The organism is Duganella rivi (genome assembly GCF_009857435.1).
GTDB classification, from domain to species: Bacteria; Pseudomonadota; Gammaproteobacteria; order Burkholderiales; family Burkholderiaceae_D; genus Rugamonas; species Rugamonas rivi.
This window is the reverse complement of the sequence record NZ_WWCK01000004.1, coordinates 193,139-210,533: the sequence shown is the minus strand read 5'-3', so window position 1 is coordinate 210,533 and position 17,395 is coordinate 193,139. Positions and strand designations below refer to the sequence as shown.

The following is a 17,395-nucleotide window of genomic DNA, read 5'->3' as shown; positions in this document are numbered from 1 at the left end:
TCGGGATTCTGAACAATCAATTCATCTTTGCCGTATTTATCGGATTGTAGATCAAGTTTAAGATTGCTGTACTGCACAAAGGAAATGACGAAGAAAGGAGGACTTATCATGAAATATCGGGATGCAATTTTTGCAACGATGGCACTGGCGCTTTCGTCAGTTGCACTGGCAGGCGTGGTATATACCGACGCCTACTCACACACCGCGAAAGCGGAAGTTCGTGGCGTTCGCGCCCTCACGCTGGCGGCTAGCGGTGACGAGATCGTTTGCGATCCTGCTACCATGTTGTCCTCCAATGAATCGGGCACGGTACAACAATGAACAATCCAGTAGAGAAGCTGCCGACCCTGTCGGATCAACTGAAAATCCGCGCGCTTGAAGTCAAGGGCGCGGAAGGTTCGCTTGCGGCGCGTCTCTACACCAGCGGCGATGCCGGCGCCAAGCGCGACACGTTGCTGGTCTTCTTCCACGCCGGCGGCTTTGTCGGCGGCGACCTGGAAGACGCGGATATCTTCCTGCGCCACCTGGCGGACGACAGCAAGCACGTAGCGGTGCTGGCCTCGGCCTACACCCTGGCGACCGAGAAGCCGTTCCCGGCAGCGGTAGAAGATGCACACGCGGTGCTGTTGTGGGCCAAGAAGAACAAGGCCAAGCTGGGATGGACAGGCAAGCACTTGCTGGTGTCAGGGATCGAAGCGGGCGCGAATCTGGCAGCAGTGGTAACGCTGATGTCGCGCGATCGCGGCGGCCCGGCATTGACGGGCCAAATCCTGATCATGCCGATGCTGGATCCCGGTCTCACCACCTGCTCGATGCGCGAACTGCAGGCGGCGCCGGAGCTGCTGGACGTGGCCGACGCTTGCGCCAAAGCCTACCGCGGCTACCTGCCGAATGCTGCCGACCGCACCCACCCGTATGCCTCGCCGCTGCAATCGAGCCGTTTGAAAAACCTGCCGCAGGCATTGATCCTGTCGACGGAAGACGACCCGCTGCGCGACGAAGCGGAACAATATGGCGCCAAACTGGCCTCGTGCGGCGTTAAAACCACTGTCCGGCGTATGCAGCCGGCGCCCCTTAACGATGTTGGGGCACGCAACGAATGCGCTTGTCGATGTCAAGCGCTGGGAGAGATCGCCGGTTTCATCGCCGGACTGGATCGGTCTGAGACGCCGCCAGCCGCATAGGATCCCCCGAACCCTTAGCAGTATCTGAGTCACGTCCCCACCGGCTTGCCGGCGGGGCGCTAGTACCGTGTTTTCTCGATTTTCCTGAGACCGCCCGGTGCCGCCTTTTCTATTAATTATTTTCATATAAAAAGGATTTCAAATGAAAAACATTAAATCAATGACCGCTGTAGCCCGGCCGCTGGCCGCCGCTATGGCGCTGGCGGGCCTGGCCGCGTTCACCCTTTCCGGTTGCGGCGAAGCGAATAGCAAAGCTGCCGAAGCACCGGCCGGTGCGGGCGGGCCTCCGATTTCGGCTGCGGCCGTGGTCGAGAAAACCATCATCGAAACGCAGGAGTTCTCGGGCCGCCTGGAGGCCATTGAACAAGTGCAGATTCGTCCACGCGTCAGCGGCTTTATCACCGCGATCAACTTCAAACCAGGTTCGCAAGTGAAGAAGGGCGACGTGCTGTTCGTGATCGATCCGCGTCCGTACCAAGCGGAAGCCAATCGCGCCGAAGCCGCCGCCAATTCGGCGCGCGCCAAGGCCGATCTGGCCAAGGTGGAACTGGTTCGCGCTGAAAAACTGCTGGCCGATAAAGCCATCGCCCAGCGCGAGTACGACGCTTCGGCATCGGGCTACAAGCAGCTGGACGCCGACGCCCGCGCCGCGCAAGCGCAGTACGAAGCGGCCAAGCTGAATCTGAGCTACACCCAGGTCACCTCGCCAATCAACGGCCGCGTATCGAAAGCGGAAATCACGCTCGGTAACCTGGTGGATGCGTCGGCGGTGCTGACCTCCGTGGTGTCGCTGGATCAGATCTACGCCTCGTTCGACGGCGACGAAGACACCTACCTGCGCGTTGGCGCCGCTGCCCACCAAGGCAAGCCGGCCACCGTGAAGATCGGCCTCGCCAACGAAACCGGCTTCCCGCATGAAGGCAAGCTGGAATTCGTCGACAACCAGCTGGACGTCCGTAGCGGCTCGGTGCGCATGCGCGCCACCTTGGCCAATACCGACGGCGCACTGGTGCCAGGCCTGTTCGCCCGCGTGCAATTGGCAGGCAGCACCGGCGCCAAGCCGGCAGTGCTGATCAACGACCGCGCTGTCAACACGGATCAGAACCGCAAGTTCGTGTTCGTGGTCGACAAAGACAACAAGGCTGAATACCGCGCCGTCACGCTGGGCCAGCAAATTGATGGCCTGCGCGTAGTGCGCGATGGTCTGAAGCCGGGCGAGAAGATCGTCGTCAACGGCCTGCAACGCGTGAAACCTGGCGCGCCGCTGACCCCGACCGTGGTGCCGATGGATTCCGATCCGCTGGCAGCCAACGTAGCTAAAAAAGAAGAGAAAGTCGCCGTCGCTAAGACTGGCACCTCCAAGGAATAATTAAATGAATATCTCTCGATTTTTCGTCGACAAGCCGATCTTCGCGGCGGTGCTGTCGATCGTTATCTTCGTCGCCGGCTTGATATCCATCTTCAAGCTGCCGATCTCGGAGTACCCGGACGTGGTGCCGCCGTCGGTGGTGGTGCGCGCGCAGTATCCGGGCGCGAATCCGAAGATCATCGCTGAAACCGTGGCCGCGCCGCTGGAAGAACAGATCAACGGCGTTGAGAACATGCTTTACATGTCCTCGCAAAACACCTCGGACGGCGCGCTGGCGCTGACCGTCACCTTCAAGATCGGCACCAACGTCGAGCAAGCTGAAACCCAGGTGCAGAACCGCGTTCAACGCGCGCTGCCACGCCTGCCGGAAGAAGTGCGCCAGATCGGCGTGACGACGGTGAAGGCATCGCCTAATCTGACCATGGTGGTTCACTTGAATTCGCCGAACGGCCGTTACGACGACCTGTATCTGCGCAATTACGCTGTGCTGAACATCAAGGATCAACTGGCTCGCCTGCAAGGCATGGGCGAGGTACAGCTGTTTGGTTCGGGCGACTACGCAATGCGCGTCTGGCTCGATCCACAGAAAGTAGCGCAGCGCGGCCTGACCGCTGGTGACGTGGTGAGCGCCATCCGCGAGCAGAACGTGCAAGTGGCTGCCGGTGTTATCGGCCAAGGCCCAAGCAAAAACGCTGACTTCCAGCTGACCGTTAATACGCAAGGCCGTTTGCAGTCGGAAGAAGAATTCGGCAACATCATCCTGAAGACCAACGCTGACGGCGCGGTAACGCTGCTGAAGGACGTGGCTCGCCTGGAGATGGGTTCGAACTCCTACGCTCTGCGTTCGCTGCTGAACAACAAGTCGGCAGTGGCGATCCCAATTTTCGAAGCACCGAACGCCAACGCGTTGCAACTGTCGGCTGACGTGCGTGCGACCATGGCTCGCCTGTCGAAAGATTTCCCGGAAGGCGTCGAATACAGTATTGTGTACGACCCGACCCAATTCGTGCGTGAATCGATCCGCTCCGTGATCCACACCCTGGTTGAAGCAATCATCCTGGTGGCACTGGTGGTGATCGTGTTCCTGCAAACCTGGCGCGCATCGGTGATTCCGCTGCTGGCCGTTCCTGTGTCGGTGGTGGGTACTTTCGCCGTGATGCTGGGCTTTGGCTTCTCGATCAACACGCTGTCGCTGTTCGGCCTTGTGCTGGCTATCGGTATCGTGGTCGATGATGCGATCGTGGTGGTGGAAAACGTCGAGCGTAATATTCACGACGGCCTGGCGCCGCGCGAAGCAACCATCCAGGCGATGAAAGAGGTGAGTGGCCCGATTATCGCGATTGCGCTGGTGCTGTGCGCCGTGTTCGTGCCGATTGCGTTCGTGTCTGGTCTGTCCGGCCAGTTCTACAAGCAGTTCGCGCTGACCATCGCTATTTCGACCGTGATCTCGGCATTCAGCTCGCTGACCCTGGCGCCTGCGCTGGCCGCAGCCCTGCTGAAGCCAACCAACGCACCGAAAGATGCGCTGACCCGCGGCATGGACAAAGTATTCGGTGGCTTCTTCACCTGGTTCAACCGCTTCTTCAACCGCGCTTCGCACAGCTATGAAACTGGCGTGACCGGCGTATTGAAACGCAAAGGCTCGTCGTTGGTGGTGTACGCCGTGCTGGCCGTGGCTGCGGGCTTCATGTTCAAAGTCGTGCCGCCGGGCTTCGTTCCAGCGCAGGATAAGCAGTACCTGATCGGCTTCGCACAGCTGCCTGACGCAGCGTCGCTGGATCGTACCGACGCTGTGATCCGCAAGATGTCGGACATCGCCAAGGAAATCCCTGGCGTGGAGAACTCGATCTCCTTCCCAGGCTTGTCGATTAACGGCTTCACCAACGCGCCTAACGCCGGTATCGTGTTCACTGGCCTGAAACCATTCGACCAGCGTACCAAGCCTAGCGAGTCGGCCGAAGCGATTGCCGCTGAAATCAACAAGCGCATGGGCGCCATTGAAGGTGCGTTCGTGATGGTGCTGCCACCACCGCCAGTCAATGGTCTGGGCACCACCGGCGGCTTCAAGCTGATGATCGAAGACCGCGACAACTTGGGCTACGACGCGCTGTACAAAGCTGTTCAGGCAGTGCAAATGAAAGCATGGCAGAACCCGAAACTGGCTGGCGTCTTCTCGAGCTACCAGATCAACGTGCCGCAGCTGTTTGCTGATATCGACCGCGCTAAAGCCAAGCAATTGGGCGTGCCGCTGAATACGATCTATCAGACCTTGCAGATCAATCTGGGCTCGCTGTATGTGAACGACTTCAATCAGTTTGGCCGTACCTATCAGGTGCGTGTGCAGGCTGACCAGCAATTCCGTTCGCACGCAGAAGATATCGCACAGCTGAAAGTCCGTAACGACAAAGGCGAGATGATTCCACTGTCGTCGCTGATGCGCGTGAAAGACAGCTATGGCCCGGATCGCGTACAGCGCTACAACGCTTATGTGGCTGCTGAGATCAACGGCGCACCGGCTCCTGGCGTATCGTCGGGCGAGGCGCAGGCTGAAATGACCAAGATCGTCAACGAAGTTCTGCCAAAAGGCATCGGCTACGAATGGACAGAGCTGGTGTATCAGGACATCCTGTCGGGTAACACCATGATTTACGTGTTCCCACTGTGCGTGCTGCTGGTGTTCCTGGTGCTGGCTGCGCAATACGAAAGCTGGACGCTGCCGCTGGCCGTGATTCTGATCGTGCCGATGTCGATTCTGTGCGCGCTGATTGGCGTGAAGCTGACCCACGGCGATAACAACGTGTTCACCCAGATTGCGCTGTTCGTGCTGGTTGGTTTGGCGTCGAAGAATGCGATTCTGATCGTGGAGTTTGCACGGGAGCTTGAGCATCATGGCCGTTCGATCGTGGAAGCCGCGCTGGAAGCATGCCGTCTGCGTCTGCGTCCGATTCTGATGACGTCGATCGCATTCATCATGGGCGTGCTGCCGCTGGTGTTCTCGCACGGTGCAGGTTCGGAAATGCGTCATGCAATGGGCGTTGCGGTGTTTGCCGGCATGCTGGGCGTGACCTTCTTCGGCCTGTTCCTGACGCCGGTGTTCTACGTCCTGCTGCGTACCCTCGCAGTGCGTCTGGAGAAGAATAAACCTGCCGCGGCTGGCGACGCCGCTCCGGCAAAATTGGAAGGGACTCACTAATGAACAAACTGCATATGATCGCAAAAGGCGTCGCGCCGATTCTCGCGGCCTTGCTGATGACCGCGTGCGCTGCACCGGAATTCAAGCAGCCTGCGATGGACGTGCCGACCGCGTTCAAAGAATCGCAAACCCCTGAAGCGGCGGCGGTGAAGACCGCCGCCGACGGCAGCACCTGGAAACAGGCGCAAGCCGCCGAGGCGCAGCCGCGCGGCGAGTGGTGGCTGGCTTTCAATGATCCGGCCCTGAATGAGCTGATTAACGAAGCCACCCGCGCCAACGCCAATCTTGCAGTGGCTGCGGCTCGCGTCAAGCAGGCCCGCGCGATTGCCGGTATCGCTGAAGCAGACCGCATCCCGCAAGTCGGCGTCAACGCCGGTGCGCAGCGCCTGCGCCAGTCGGACGTGGCACTTGGCCTGCCGGCCGGTACGCCGGTCGATCCGGCCAAGGTGTTCACGGCCAACCTGACCGCCAGCTACGAGGTCGATTTGTTCGGCCGCGTATCGTCCAACGTGGCGGCAGCGCGCGGCGATGCGGCTTCGGTTGAAGCCAACTATCGCTCGGTGCTGCTGGCCGTGCAGGCCGACGTGGCGCAGACTTACTTCCGTCTGCGTTCCACCGACGCGGAACTGGAAACGCTGAACCGCACGGTGCAGACGCGTGAAGAAAACGTGAAGGTCAACCAGCGTCGTTTCGACCTGGGCGACATTGGCGAATTCGATCTGTCGCGCGCCAAGACTGAATTGGCGACTGCGAAAGCGGAAGCCATCGGCTTGCAGCGTCAACGCGTGACCACCGAGCATGCGCTGGCGGTCTTGCTGGGCAAGCCGGCGGCCAGCTACACGGCGGGTAACAGCCCGTTGCTGGACACGGCGCTGCTGCCGGTGATTCCTGCCGGTCTGCCGTCCTCGCTGCTGGAGCGCCGTCCTGACATTGCCGCGGCACAGCGCGCGATGGAAGCGTCGAATGCGCGTATCGGCGTGGCCCGTTCGGCCATGTTCCCATCGCTGGTGCTGAACGCGAATGCAGGCGGCACTTCGGGTAATACCGTGGCCGATGTGTTCAAGTGGAGCAGCCGTTCGTGGCTGCTGGGCGCAGCGCTGTCGATGCCGTTGATTGATGGTGGCCGCAATAAAGCGAACATCACCCGCAGCGAAGCGGCGCTGGAGGAATCGGTTGGTGCGTATCGTCAAAGCGTGCTGACGGCGTTCGCGGAAGTGGAAGACAATCTGGCAGGCCTGCGTATTCTGGCTGGCCAGACGGCGCAGATTGATGATGCTGTTGTTTCCGCGCGCCGTTCGGCCGATTTGGCGCAGAAGCTTTACACGGCGGGCCGTTCAAGCTATCTCGATCTGCTGGATGCGCAGCGTAACCTGGCTGCAGTGGAGCGTAGTGCGGTGCAGTTGCGCGGCAATCGTGCAGTCACCACGGTGGCGCTGATACGCGCGCTAGGCGGTGGTTGGGGCGATGCTGCGCCGACCACACTGGCGCAGAAGTAAAGAAAAAGGCGAACCCCAAAACGGTTCGCCTTTTTTTCGGGGTAAAGCCGGCGCCACGTGTTGGCGCCGATTTCGGCGCACCGTGGCATTGCGTGCTTTACCCCGCACACCGGACGCAGGGGTCTGACCCCTTGGGGTCAGACCCCCACCTATCGGGTTATTTTGTAACGACTGGAGCAGGTGCGGCTTCTGCTTTTTCAGCTTTGGCGTGTGCTTTGGCTTTGGTCTTGGTTGCCTTGGCGTGTGCGTCGGCCTTGTCGGCTTTTTCTTCAGCCTTGGCGACAGCGACGTCTTTCTTGGCGTCGGCTTCTACCTTGGCGGTTTTGGCTTCTGCCTTGATTTCGGCCTTGGTTTCTTTGGCTTCGGCTTTGACGGCAGCTTTGGTTTCCTTGGCTTCGGCCTTGGCGGCAGCTGGAGTTGCAGGAGCTGGGGTCTGCGCGAATGCAGCGGTTGCGAACAGGCCGGCGATCAGGGTAGCGATTACTTTAGTCATGATTCAATCCTTTGGTTTTCAGGTTTCGGGCCCGGGACAATTCCCGCGTCTCTGAGCAGAAAACGCGGCCTGAAGACGTCTCGTTGACGGTCTTTACAATCGCTTACATGTTCGTCACCGCACGGTATCTAGGGGAAAACGCGCCTACGCTGAGCGAATGAAAGGCTCGCTCACAACATATAAGTCCAAACGCAACTTCGCTGTCACGCCGGAACCGGTGGAGGGAGGCGAGCAGGGTGTTGGCACGCTGAGGTTTGTCATTCAAAAGCATTGGGCCTCGCGCTTGCATTACGACTTCCGGCTGGAACTGGATGGCGTGATGATGAGTTGGGCCGTGCCAAAAGGCCCGAGCTACGACACGCACGATAAGCGCATGGCGGTGCATGTAGAGGATCATCCGATTTCGTACAACGATTTCGAGGGCACGATACCGCCGAAGCAGTACGGCGCGGGCAAGGTAATCATTTGGGATAAGGGGACGTGGCTGCCGCTCGACGATCCGCACAAGGCACTCAAGGCCGGCAATGTGAAGTTTGAACTGCACGGCCACAAGATGCACGGCCGCTGGGTGCTGGTGCGCATGAAAGGCAAGGGCGAGAAGCAGGAGCCATGGCTGCTCATCAAAGAGCATGACGAGTACGCGCGCCCCGCCTCGGAATTCAGCGTCATCGATGAAATGCCCGACAGCGTGAAGGCGCTACCGATGCCGCGCGCCAAACCTTCCGTCGCCGATGCTCGCGCCGCTGCCGCCGTCACGCGCTCGCCCGCCGATGCGCCGAAAGCCGCGCTGCCGGAAGCGCTGGCGCCGCAGCTCGCCACGCTGGTGGACGCACCGCCAGCATCGGCGGAAGACTGGCTGTTCGAAGTGAAGTTCGACGGCTACCGGCTGCTGACTCGCATCGACGGCGCCGACATCCGCCTCTTCACCCGCAACGGCAACGACTGGACGCACAAGCTGCAACCGCTGCAAGCGGAACTGAAACGCCTTAAACTCCCCAGCGGCTGGTACGACGGTGAGATCGTCGTTCACGATGAACAAGGCCGCCCCGACTTCGGCCTCCTGCAGAACGCTTTCGACGAAGATCATCCAGGCGATATCGTTTACTTTCTGTTTGACCTGCCATTCCACGACGGCCACGATCTTCGCGACCTGCCGCTAGAACAACGCCGCGCCGCACTGGAGGCCACATTGGCCAAGCGTAAAAGCGACATCGTCCGCTACAGCACCGCCCTCAACGCGGAACCGCAAGAGATGATCGCCGCCGCCTGCCAAATGGGCCTGGAAGGCATCATCGGAAAACGCCGCGACTCGCGCTACACCGCGCGCCGCAGCGGCACGTGGATCAAACTCAAATGCGGCCAGCGGCAAGAATTCGTCATCGGCGGCTACACCGATCCACAAGGTTCGCGCGCCGGGTTCGGATCACTACTGCTTGGCACCTACGACGAACACGGCAAACTCCACTACGCCGGCAATGTCGGCAGCGGCTTCAACGCCGCTTCACTGCGCGACCTGAAAACCAGGATGGACAAACTGCATGCGGAAAACAGCCCGTTCGCCCCAAGCCGTGACATCGACAAACACGCCCATTGGCTCAAGCCCACGCTGGTAGCGGAAGTCAGCTTCGGCGAATGGACTCGTGCCGGTTCGATCCGCCATGCCGTCTTCCAAGGTCTGCGCAAAGACAAACCAGCCAACGCCATCGAGCGCGAAAGGCCCGCCATGAACATCACCAATCCCGATCGCGTCATCGATAAACAAAGCGGCGCCACGAAAATTGATTTGGTTCGCTACTACGGACTGGTAGCAGAACTCATGCAGCCGCACCTCAAAGGCCGCCCAGTGTCGCTGGTGCGCGCACCGGAAGGCGTGGGCGGCGAACTATTCTTCCAGAAGCACGCCGACATCGCCAAGATGCCGGGCGTGAAGCAATTCAAGCAATCGCTCGATCCCGACCACCCGCCGATGCTGGAAGTGCCGAGCAAGGAAGCGCTGCAATCCACGGCGCAGATGAATGTGATCGAACTGCACACCCAAAACGCCAACGGCAGCAGCTACGAAAAACCCAACCGCATGATCTTCGACCTCGATCCTGGCGAAGGCGTGGAGTGGCCGCAGGTGCAAGAAGCCGCGCAACTGATGCACGCTTTCCTCACTGAGCTTGAACTGCCGGCCTTCTTGAAGACCAGTGGCGGCAAGGGCCTGCATGTCGTGGTGCCGGTCAAGCCCGCTTATGGCTGGGATGATGTGAAAGCCTTCTCGCAAGCCATCGTCACCCACATGGCGCAAACCATCCCGGATCGCTTCGTGCAGAAAAGCGGCCCGCGCAACCGCGTCGGCAAAATCTTTATCGACTACCTGCGCAATGGACGCGGATCCACCACCGTATGCGCATGGTCGGCCCGCGCGCGGCCAGGACTGGGCATCTCGGTGCCGCTGGCATGGGACGAACTGCCAAAACTGCACAGCGCCGATCAATGGACGGTCGCCAACGCCCACACCCGCCTGGACGTTGGCAACACACCGTGGGACGATTACGCCAAATCCGCCAAGGGACTGGCGGCCGCCATGAAGCGCATGGATTTCAAGCCCGGCGGCGCTTAGCTGCGGGCTTGGCGGCGGCGGGCCGTTTGCCGAGACTATCTTGAAGCAGCGCCACCAGATCCACCACGTTCGACGACTTCGGCGTTTTCGCCTGGGGCTCGGCGGCGGTGATGGTCTTGGTCTGGCCGGCCTTGATCTTCTTCTTCACCAGGGCCATGACGTCCTCTTTATACGTATCGCGATACTGCTCCGGCTTCCATTCCTCGCTCATGCCTTCGACCAGCGACAGCGCCATTTGCAGCTCCTTGGTGCTGATGCCGGCCGCCTTCAAGGTAGCAGGCGGCAGTTTGAGTTCTTCCGCATCGCGGATTTCAGTCGCGTAGCGCAGCGTATTCAACACGATTTTGTCCTCGACGCACACCAGCGCGCACAGGTGCTGCTTGGTGCGCATCACCACTGTGGCGATGCCGATCTTGTCGGCCTTGCGCAAGGTCTCGCGCAGCAGCGCATAGACCTTGGCGCCGCCGCGCGCCGGGGCGAGGTAGTAGGGCGTTTCAAAATAGGTGAGCGGCACCTCGGACGCTTCCACGAAAGCCACGATATCGATGGTCTGCGTGGCTTCCACGTTGGCGCGTTTCAAATCCTCATCCGACAGCACCACGTACTCGTTGTCCTCGTACTCATAGCCTTTAACGATATCGTCCCAAGTCACCTCCTTGCCGGTATTCTTGTTATAGCGCTTGTAGCCGACCGGGGAGAAGTCGCGTTTATCGAGCATCGTCAAATCAAGGTCATGTTCCTGCACCGCCGTGTACAACTCAACCGGGATATAGACCAGCCCGAAGCTGATCGCCCCTTTCCACAAAGCGCGAGCAGCCATAGTTCAGCCTCCAACCGAGCCGGTAATCGGCAGCACAATGCCACTGATGTAGCTGGAGCAGCAGGGCGCGGCCAGGAAGACGTAAGCCGGCGACAGTTCCTGCGGCTGGGCGGGACGCTTCATGTCGGTATCGGCGCCAAATTGCGCGACCTTGTCGGGCGGCGCATCGGCAGGATTCAGTGGTGTCCACACCGGCCCCGGCGCCACTGCATTAACGCGGATGCCTTGATCCATCAAGTTGGACGCCAGCGACTTGGTGAACGCGTGGATCGCGCCCTTGGTGGTCGAGTAGTCGAGCAAATGCTCCGAACCCTGCAAGCCGGTCACCGAGCCGGTATTGATAATCGCGCTGCCGCGTTTTAGATAGGGCAGCGTCGCCTTGGCCATGTGGAAGTAGCCGTAGACGTTGGTTTTCATGGTGAGGTCGAAGCGCTCCTCGGTCAGATCGGCGAGTTTTTCCTCGTGCTGCTGGTAGGCCGCGTTGTTGACGAGGATGTCGATCCCGCCGAAACGCTGATTGGTCTGATCTGCCGCGTCACGGCAAAACGCCGGATCGCGCACATCGCCGCGCAGCAGCAGACAGGCTTGCCCCTCGGCTTCGACGTAGCGCTTGGTATCCTCCGCATCCTGGTCTTCGTTCAAATAGACGATGGCGATGTCCGCGCCTTCGCGCGCGTACAGCACCGCTACGGCGCGGCCGATGCCGGAGTCGCCGCCGGTAATCAAGGCCGTCATGCCGGCCAGCTTGCCGCTGCCGGCATAATCGGTCGCGAGGAATTCGGGTTTCTGCTGCATGTCCGCCTCCAGCCCCGGCTTGTCGAGGTGCTGGGCCGGTTGCGGCGGAACGGGGTAGGAATGTTGAGCGCTCATGCTGTTCTCCTCAATATTGAAAGAACAGTATTGGCGCGGGCTGCGAGCATGACGGTACGCTCGCTCACATATGCAATCAAACCACGCCCTGCAAAAAAAGTCTGATCTTTAATGCAAAAAATATTGCTAATTATGAACTTTATGGCACACTAGGAGGAGAGACACTTTTAAAAATAGATCCAAAGCAGGGAGTACCATCATGGCGGACGTATTGAGCCGGTTGAATAGCACGGGCGTGTTTTTTAATCCTAGCGGCGACCGCCGCGCGGAATTCCAGTCCTGTTGCGGGGAGATGTTCTCGCAGCTGGTGCTGTGCGACAGTGTGGACGCCACCGGCGCCGCCTTGGTCAAGCGCGAGACCGACCTGCTGATCCTCGACCTAAATGGCTTCGATCACTTGAACGAACTGGCCGGTGTGGGCGCGCTGATCCGCAGCCGGGCGGGCGCGGCGATCCTGGTCTTGTGCGCGTATGAGCACAGCGCATGGCTGCCGGAGCTGATGGCTTACGGCACCTTCGACTACCGCATCTGCCCGGTACTTAACGACGAGCTGCAACAGGCCGTCAAGCAGAGTTTGGCCGTGCCGGCCGATGCCGCCGCAGCCATGCAGCAAGAATTACTGGACAAGGAAAAAGAACTGCGCGATCTGCTGGGCGTGCAGCGCAGCTTGCAGCGCGCGCTGAGCGGCATCGACAACATCGCCACCATGTCGTCGCAAATCTGCCTCGCGCTGTGCAATTTCCCCGGCGTGCGCCACACCTCGCTGCTGCACATGAAATCGCGCGGCGACCTGCAGCTGGTGGCGCAGGAATCGCGCAACCACCTCGATCTCGGCCGCCTGCTGCAGCGGCGCGACCGCTTGCTGCAATCGCCGCTGCGCGACAGCTTCCCGCCGCTGATGGCGGTGTCGCGCGGTGAGCTGGTGCTGCTGGACGCGCCGGAAAAATCGGGCGACCCGGAATTGGCCATGCAGCTGCACGACCGCAATGTACGCATGGTGCTGGCGCTGCCGCTGCGCGCCGAACCGGGCGGGCCGGAGATGGGTTCCATCTGTTTGATGTTCGACCGCCACATCACCTTCTCGCGCGAGCAGTTTGCCTGCTTCGCCAGCTTGGCGCAGTTTGTCAGCTTCGGCTTGGGCATGAGCGAATTGAAGCACCAGAACGATGCGCTGTCCGGCCAGTTGTCGCAGATGAGCACCATCGATACGGTGACCGGCGCTTCCAATCGCCGTGCCGGAGAAGACAATCTCGATAACGAAATCCGCCGCGCGCGCCGTTACGGTTTGCCGCTGTCGGTGCTGACGTTTGATGTCGGCAGCTTCCGTTCTGCAAACGATTTATACGGTTCTGCGGTTGGCGATCCTGCCTTGCGCAAGATTGCGGAAACGGTGCTGGGCCGGCTGCGCACCTCGGACACGCTGGCGCGTATGCGCGGTGAAGAATTCCTGATCGTCGCTACCCACACCACCGCAGCCGATGGCATGCGCCTAGCCGAAAAACTGCGTACCGCGATTACCGAAGCTGATCTGCCGGGCGCTGGTTTTGGCGCTACCGTCAGCATCAGCCTTGGCGTGACGCAGGTGGGTGCGGACGAGGGCAGTGCGACCGTGCTGGATAGGCTCGACACAGCGCTGCACCGCGCCAAGCGCGCGGGCCGCAACTGCATCGAGCTGGCGACGGCTTAAATCTTCTCAAGAATGGTGGCGATACCCTGGCCGCCACCGATGCACTGGGCGGCCAGCGCGTAGCGGCCGCCGGTGCGCGCCAGCAGCGCTGCCGCCTTGCCGGTGATGCGCGCGCCGGTTGCACCAAGCGGGTGGCCGATGGCCATGCCGCCGCCGTCGATATTCAACACCTCCGGCTTGATCCCCAGTTCGCGCACGCAGGCCAGCGCTTGCGAGGCGAAGGCTTCGTTAATTTCCGCCACATCGATATCTTCCGCCTTCAGGCCTGCCAGCTTGAGGGCTTTTTGCGTGGCTGGAATCGGGCCGATGCCCATCAGCGCCGGATCGCAGCCGACAGCGGCCATCGAGACGATGCGCGCGCTTGGTTGCAGGCCGTGCTTGCGGGCGAATTCCTCGGTGGTCACCAGCACCGCCGACGCGCCATCGGTCAATGGCGACGAGGTGCCGGCCGTGACTACGCCATGTTCTGGATCGAACACCGGCTTTAACGACGCCAGCGCTTCCAGGGTGGTGCCGGGGCGGATGCAGCCGTCTTCCGCGATTACTTCGCCGCTGGCGGTGGTGATCGGGACGATTTCGTCTTTCAGCAAACCGGCGGCGCGGGCGGCGGCGGCTTTCTGATGCGATTGCAGGGCCAGCAGTTCCTGGTCGGCGCGCGACACTTCGTATTTGCGGGCGACGTTTTCGGCGGTGTCGCCCATGCTGATGTAGGTATCGGTGTCGGCCAGCAGCTGCGGGTGAGGGGAGAAGTTGAAGCCACCCTGCGGCACCATCGTCATCGACTCCACGCCGACGCACAGATAGGCCTCGCCGAGACCGGCCTCAATGTTGGCGGCGGCAATGTGCACCGCCGACATCGACGAACCGCAGAAACGGTTAATGGTCATGGCGCTGACTTCGTGCGGGAAGCCGGCCAGCAGCGAAACGATGCGCGCGAGGTTGTTACCCTGCGAGGATTCCGGGTAGGCGCAGCCGAGGATCACGTCGTCCAGCAACTTCGGCTCGACGCCGGTGCGCTCGATCAAGCCCTTGACTACTTGTGCGCCGAGATCGTCGGGGCGTACTTCGGCCAGCTTGCCCTTGCGGGCGAAATGAAAGGGCGAACGCGCGTAGGCGCTGATGACAGCTTTCATGATGGTTACCTTTTGATGATAGTCGTAATGTTTGATATATTACGCTCGTCATGTATAATGTCAATAGGGTTGAAGTAGGAGACGAATATGAAAGTCAGTAGAGAACAAGTGGCGCTCAACCGCGAGCGCATCGTGGAAACGGCGGCGCGGTTGTTCCGCGAAAAAGGCTATGACGGCATCGGCGTGGCCGATTTGATGAAAAGTGCCGGCCTGACGCACGGCGGCTTCTATGGCCACTTCGCTTCGAAAGAAGATCTGCTGGCCGAGGCGGCCGCGCACGCGCTGAAACAATCGGTGGCGCGCTGGGAAGGCTATCTGGCCGAGGACCGCGCCACGGCGATGGAAAAGATCGTCGACGGCTACCTGACCAAGCAGCACCGCGACCATCCAGAAAAGGGCTGCTCCGTCACCGCACTCGGCGCCGACATCGCCCGCCTCGGCGCTAAAGCGCGCCATGCTGTGACGGAAGGATCGAGCGCCCAGATGGCCGTCCTGGCTCAGTTGATGCCGGGCGCAGACGACGCCGAAAAACGCAAACAAGCCATCGCCACCTACGCCGCCATGGTCGGCGCCATCGTCATCTCCCGCGCTGTGGACAACGAGGAGTTGTCGATGGAAGTGCTGCAAGCCGTCAAAGATTCGCTGCCGGGTTGAGCTGATTAGGCGGTTGCTGCTGCTGATTGGATTGGCTTCACCACTACCCGCAGTACCTGACGACGCCCGAACTCCGACGCGCCTACTCACCAGACCTGATCCGCCACATCCTATTCGGCGCACTGGTGCTGTCCGGCTCGATTAGCCTGCTCAACGTGCTGTTCAAGCGCCGCCGTAGTCTCAACGCGGTGGCGGGCGTGCTGGTGCTGATCAGCGTAGCAGCCGGCGGCTAACATAATCTTACGCACAGCTTTCACAGGTCACTCTGGTCAAGATCAAGCGCTAATTCTGGTACGCTAACGTACGGTGACGACGTGGATGCGCGCCTACGATTGCAGTGACTCGATTAGCCTGTATACTACGGTTCGAATGCTGTGCCGGGAGTGGGCAGCGCCTTATGATCACCATTTACCATCTGCCACATCATATGACTTCCGTTTCGACTAATAGCGCCGCCATAGAGAAACGCATTGCCCTGCTTCCCACCGGCGTCTCGGGTCTGGATGAAATTCTTGGCGGTGGTTTCCCGGCGCATAGCGTGTATCTCGTTCAGGGTTTGGCAGGTAGCGGCAAAACCACCTTGGCGTGCCAGATCGGCTTCCATCATGCACACCAAGGCAAGAAAGTGCTGGTTCTAACGCTGATCGCAGAAAGCCACGGCAAGATGCTCAACCATTTGAGCAGCTTCTCCTTTTTCGATGAGGCTCTGGTCAGTGAGCGCATCGTGTTTATCGGAGCGTATCCCGATTTGATAAAAGGCGGCCTGCGTCAGCTGCTCAAATCGATTGCCGCGACATTAGGCGAACAACGTCCCGACATCATGATTATCGATGGTTTTCGTACGGTGCGCGACGCCCAACCCTCAGATGTCACCCTGGCTGAGTTCATGTTGTCTCTCAATTCCCTGGTATCGACTATGGGGTGCACGACGTTTCTGCTGTCGCCCACGGAAGGCAATACTGCTGAGTCGGAAAACACGCTGGTTGACGGATTGATTGAGCTCAGCCAGTATGAACGTGGCATGCAACTCATCCGCGAAATCAAGGTATATAAGCTGCGTGGCAGCAAGCACATGCTGGGCCGTCATGTCTGCGAGGTCGATCGGGATGGCTTGGTGGTGTATCCGCGACTGGAAGCGGTCAGCACGAGCGCGAGTGTATCGTTGCCGATATCCCGGCAACGCCTTGGGTTCGGTATTGAAGGGTGGGATAAATTGACCCGTGGCGGCGTGGAGATCGGCTCGACCACAGCGTTATTAGGCAATCCCGGCGCCGGCAAGACCTTGATGGCCCTTCACTTTATTTACGAGGGGCTGAAGCGTGGCGAGAATTGCCTGATCGCAGGGTTTTATGAGTCGCCCGTCCGTCTGGTGGCCAAAGCGACCGGCGTAGGTATTAACTTGCGACCATATCTGGAAAATGGGGCATTGCAGATCATCTGGCAGCCGCCGTTGGAAGTGCTTGCCGATAGCCTGACCCAGCGCTTGCTGTTGAACATCAAAGAACGGGCGGTCTCCCGGCTGATGCTCGACGGTTTGGATGGCTTGCGCGACATTATCCTCCACGAGGATCGCTCACGTTCGTTCATTGCCGCTTTCGTTAATGAACTTCGCTGCCGCAATGTCACCACCTTCTTTACACAAGAGCTCCCCTATTTCGGCCAAGGGCAGTTACAAGGGGACATATCGGCCTCGCAGCTGTTCGAAAACATCATCTTGCTTCGCTACGTCGATGTCAAAGGTATCAACCAACGCCAGATTGGCGTACTCAAGCTTCGCGAAAACGGCTACGACGCTGCAAACCATACTCTGGTCATCAGTGATGATGGCATGTCGATTGAGGGCGCACTCGGTGGGCCTGTAATACCCGACACCCCGCTATAAACGAGCGAC

General features: G+C 60.1%; 14 protein-coding genes. 10 read left to right on the top strand and 4 right to left on the bottom strand.

Annotation, left to right across the window (positions count from 1 at the left end; all coding sequences use genetic code 11):
- The first annotated feature begins 108 nt into the window (after nucleotides 1-108).
- The 5 genes from GTP45_RS13380 (at nucleotide 109) to GTP45_RS13360 (ending at nucleotide 7,242) form a co-directional block, all read left to right on the top strand.
- On the top strand, nucleotides 109-321 hold the full coding sequence (locus GTP45_RS13380; RefSeq protein ID WP_161014389.1) for a hypothetical protein: 213 nt from the start codon (nucleotides 109-111) through the stop codon (nucleotides 319-321).
- Nucleotides 318-1,184: an alpha/beta hydrolase gene (locus GTP45_RS13375; RefSeq protein WP_161014388.1), complete on the top strand. Its 867-nt coding sequence runs from the start codon at nucleotides 318-320 to the stop codon at nucleotides 1,182-1,184. Before GTP45_RS13380 ends, GTP45_RS13375 begins: the two co-directional genes overlap by 4 nt.
- A gap of 142 nt (nucleotides 1,185-1,326) precedes the next feature.
- Nucleotides 1,327-2,553 carry an efflux RND transporter periplasmic adaptor subunit gene (locus tag GTP45_RS13370; protein WP_161014387.1) on the top strand — a complete coding sequence of 409 codons (1,227 nt, stop codon included), beginning with the start codon at nucleotides 1,327-1,329 and terminating at the stop codon, nucleotides 2,551-2,553.
- 4 nt (nucleotides 2,554-2,557) lie between these two features.
- Entirely contained in the window at nucleotides 2,558-5,746 is a 3,189-nt protein-coding gene (locus tag GTP45_RS13365; RefSeq protein ID WP_161014386.1) for an efflux RND transporter permease subunit, read from the top strand.
- Entirely contained in the window at nucleotides 5,746-7,242 is a 1,497-nt protein-coding gene (locus GTP45_RS13360; protein ID WP_161014385.1) for an efflux transporter outer membrane subunit, read from the top strand. The genes GTP45_RS13365 and GTP45_RS13360 overlap by 1 nt, the downstream gene beginning before the upstream one ends.
- A gap of 157 nt (nucleotides 7,243-7,399) precedes the next feature.
- Here the strand turns inward: GTP45_RS13360 and GTP45_RS13355 are convergent, their stop codons facing one another.
- The gene (locus GTP45_RS13355) at nucleotides 7,400-7,735 is read right to left on the bottom strand and encodes a hypothetical protein (RefSeq protein WP_161014384.1); all 336 of its coding nucleotides are present in this window, start codon (nucleotides 7,733-7,735) and stop codon (nucleotides 7,400-7,402) included.
- 157 nt (nucleotides 7,736-7,892) lie between these two features.
- Here GTP45_RS13355 and ligD point away from each other — a divergent pair, with 157 nt between their 5' ends.
- Complete coding sequence (gene ligD / locus GTP45_RS13350) at nucleotides 7,893-10,340, top strand: DNA ligase D (protein WP_161014383.1); 2,448 nt, start codon at nucleotides 7,893-7,895, stop codon at nucleotides 10,338-10,340.
- Here the strand turns inward: ligD and ku are convergent.
- Both ku and GTP45_RS13340 read right to left on the bottom strand, forming a co-directional pair.
- Complete coding sequence (gene ku / locus GTP45_RS13345; RefSeq protein ID WP_161014382.1) at nucleotides 10,321-11,160, bottom strand: non-homologous end joining protein Ku; 840 nt, start codon at nucleotides 11,158-11,160, stop codon at nucleotides 10,321-10,323. The two genes, ligD and ku, sit on opposite strands and share 20 nt — an antisense overlap.
- Nucleotides 11,161-11,163: 3 nt before the next feature.
- On the bottom strand, nucleotides 11,164-12,030 hold the full coding sequence (locus tag GTP45_RS13340; RefSeq protein ID WP_161014381.1) for an SDR family oxidoreductase: 867 nt from the start codon (nucleotides 12,028-12,030) through the stop codon (nucleotides 11,164-11,166).
- Nucleotides 12,031-12,229: 199 nt separating this feature from the next.
- On the opposite strand from GTP45_RS13340, the gene GTP45_RS13335 reads away from it, so the two are divergent.
- Nucleotides 12,230-13,717, top strand: coding sequence for a GGDEF domain-containing protein (locus tag GTP45_RS13335; RefSeq protein WP_161014380.1), 1,488 nt, complete (start codon nucleotides 12,230-12,232; stop codon nucleotides 13,715-13,717).
- On the opposite strand, the gene GTP45_RS13330 is transcribed toward GTP45_RS13335, so the two are convergent.
- Nucleotides 13,714-14,850 carry a thiolase family protein gene (locus tag GTP45_RS13330; protein WP_161014379.1) on the bottom strand — a complete coding sequence of 379 codons (1,137 nt, stop codon included), beginning with the start codon at nucleotides 14,848-14,850 and terminating at the stop codon, nucleotides 13,714-13,716. The two genes, GTP45_RS13335 and GTP45_RS13330, sit on opposite strands and share 4 nt — an antisense overlap.
- Before the next feature lie 87 nt (nucleotides 14,851-14,937).
- On the opposite strand from GTP45_RS13330, the gene GTP45_RS13325 reads away from it, so the two are divergent.
- The 3 genes from GTP45_RS13325 to GTP45_RS13315 all read left to right on the top strand — a co-directional run bounded on the left by GTP45_RS13325 (nucleotide 14,938) and on the right by GTP45_RS13315 (nucleotide 17,386).
- Nucleotides 14,938-15,504 (top strand): TetR/AcrR family transcriptional regulator, encoded by a 567-nt coding sequence (locus tag GTP45_RS13325; protein WP_161014378.1) that lies wholly within the window; start codon nucleotides 14,938-14,940, stop codon nucleotides 15,502-15,504.
- Nucleotides 15,505-15,530: 26 nt separating this feature from the next.
- Nucleotides 15,531-15,737, top strand: a complete 207-nt coding sequence (locus GTP45_RS13320; RefSeq protein WP_161014377.1) for a hypothetical protein — start codon at nucleotides 15,531-15,533, stop codon at nucleotides 15,735-15,737.
- A gap of 164 nt (nucleotides 15,738-15,901) precedes the next feature.
- Nucleotides 15,902-17,386, top strand: coding sequence for an ATPase domain-containing protein (locus GTP45_RS13315; protein ID WP_229258450.1), 1,485 nt, complete (start codon nucleotides 15,902-15,904; stop codon nucleotides 17,384-17,386).
- Nucleotides 17,387-17,395 lie beyond the last annotated feature (9 nt).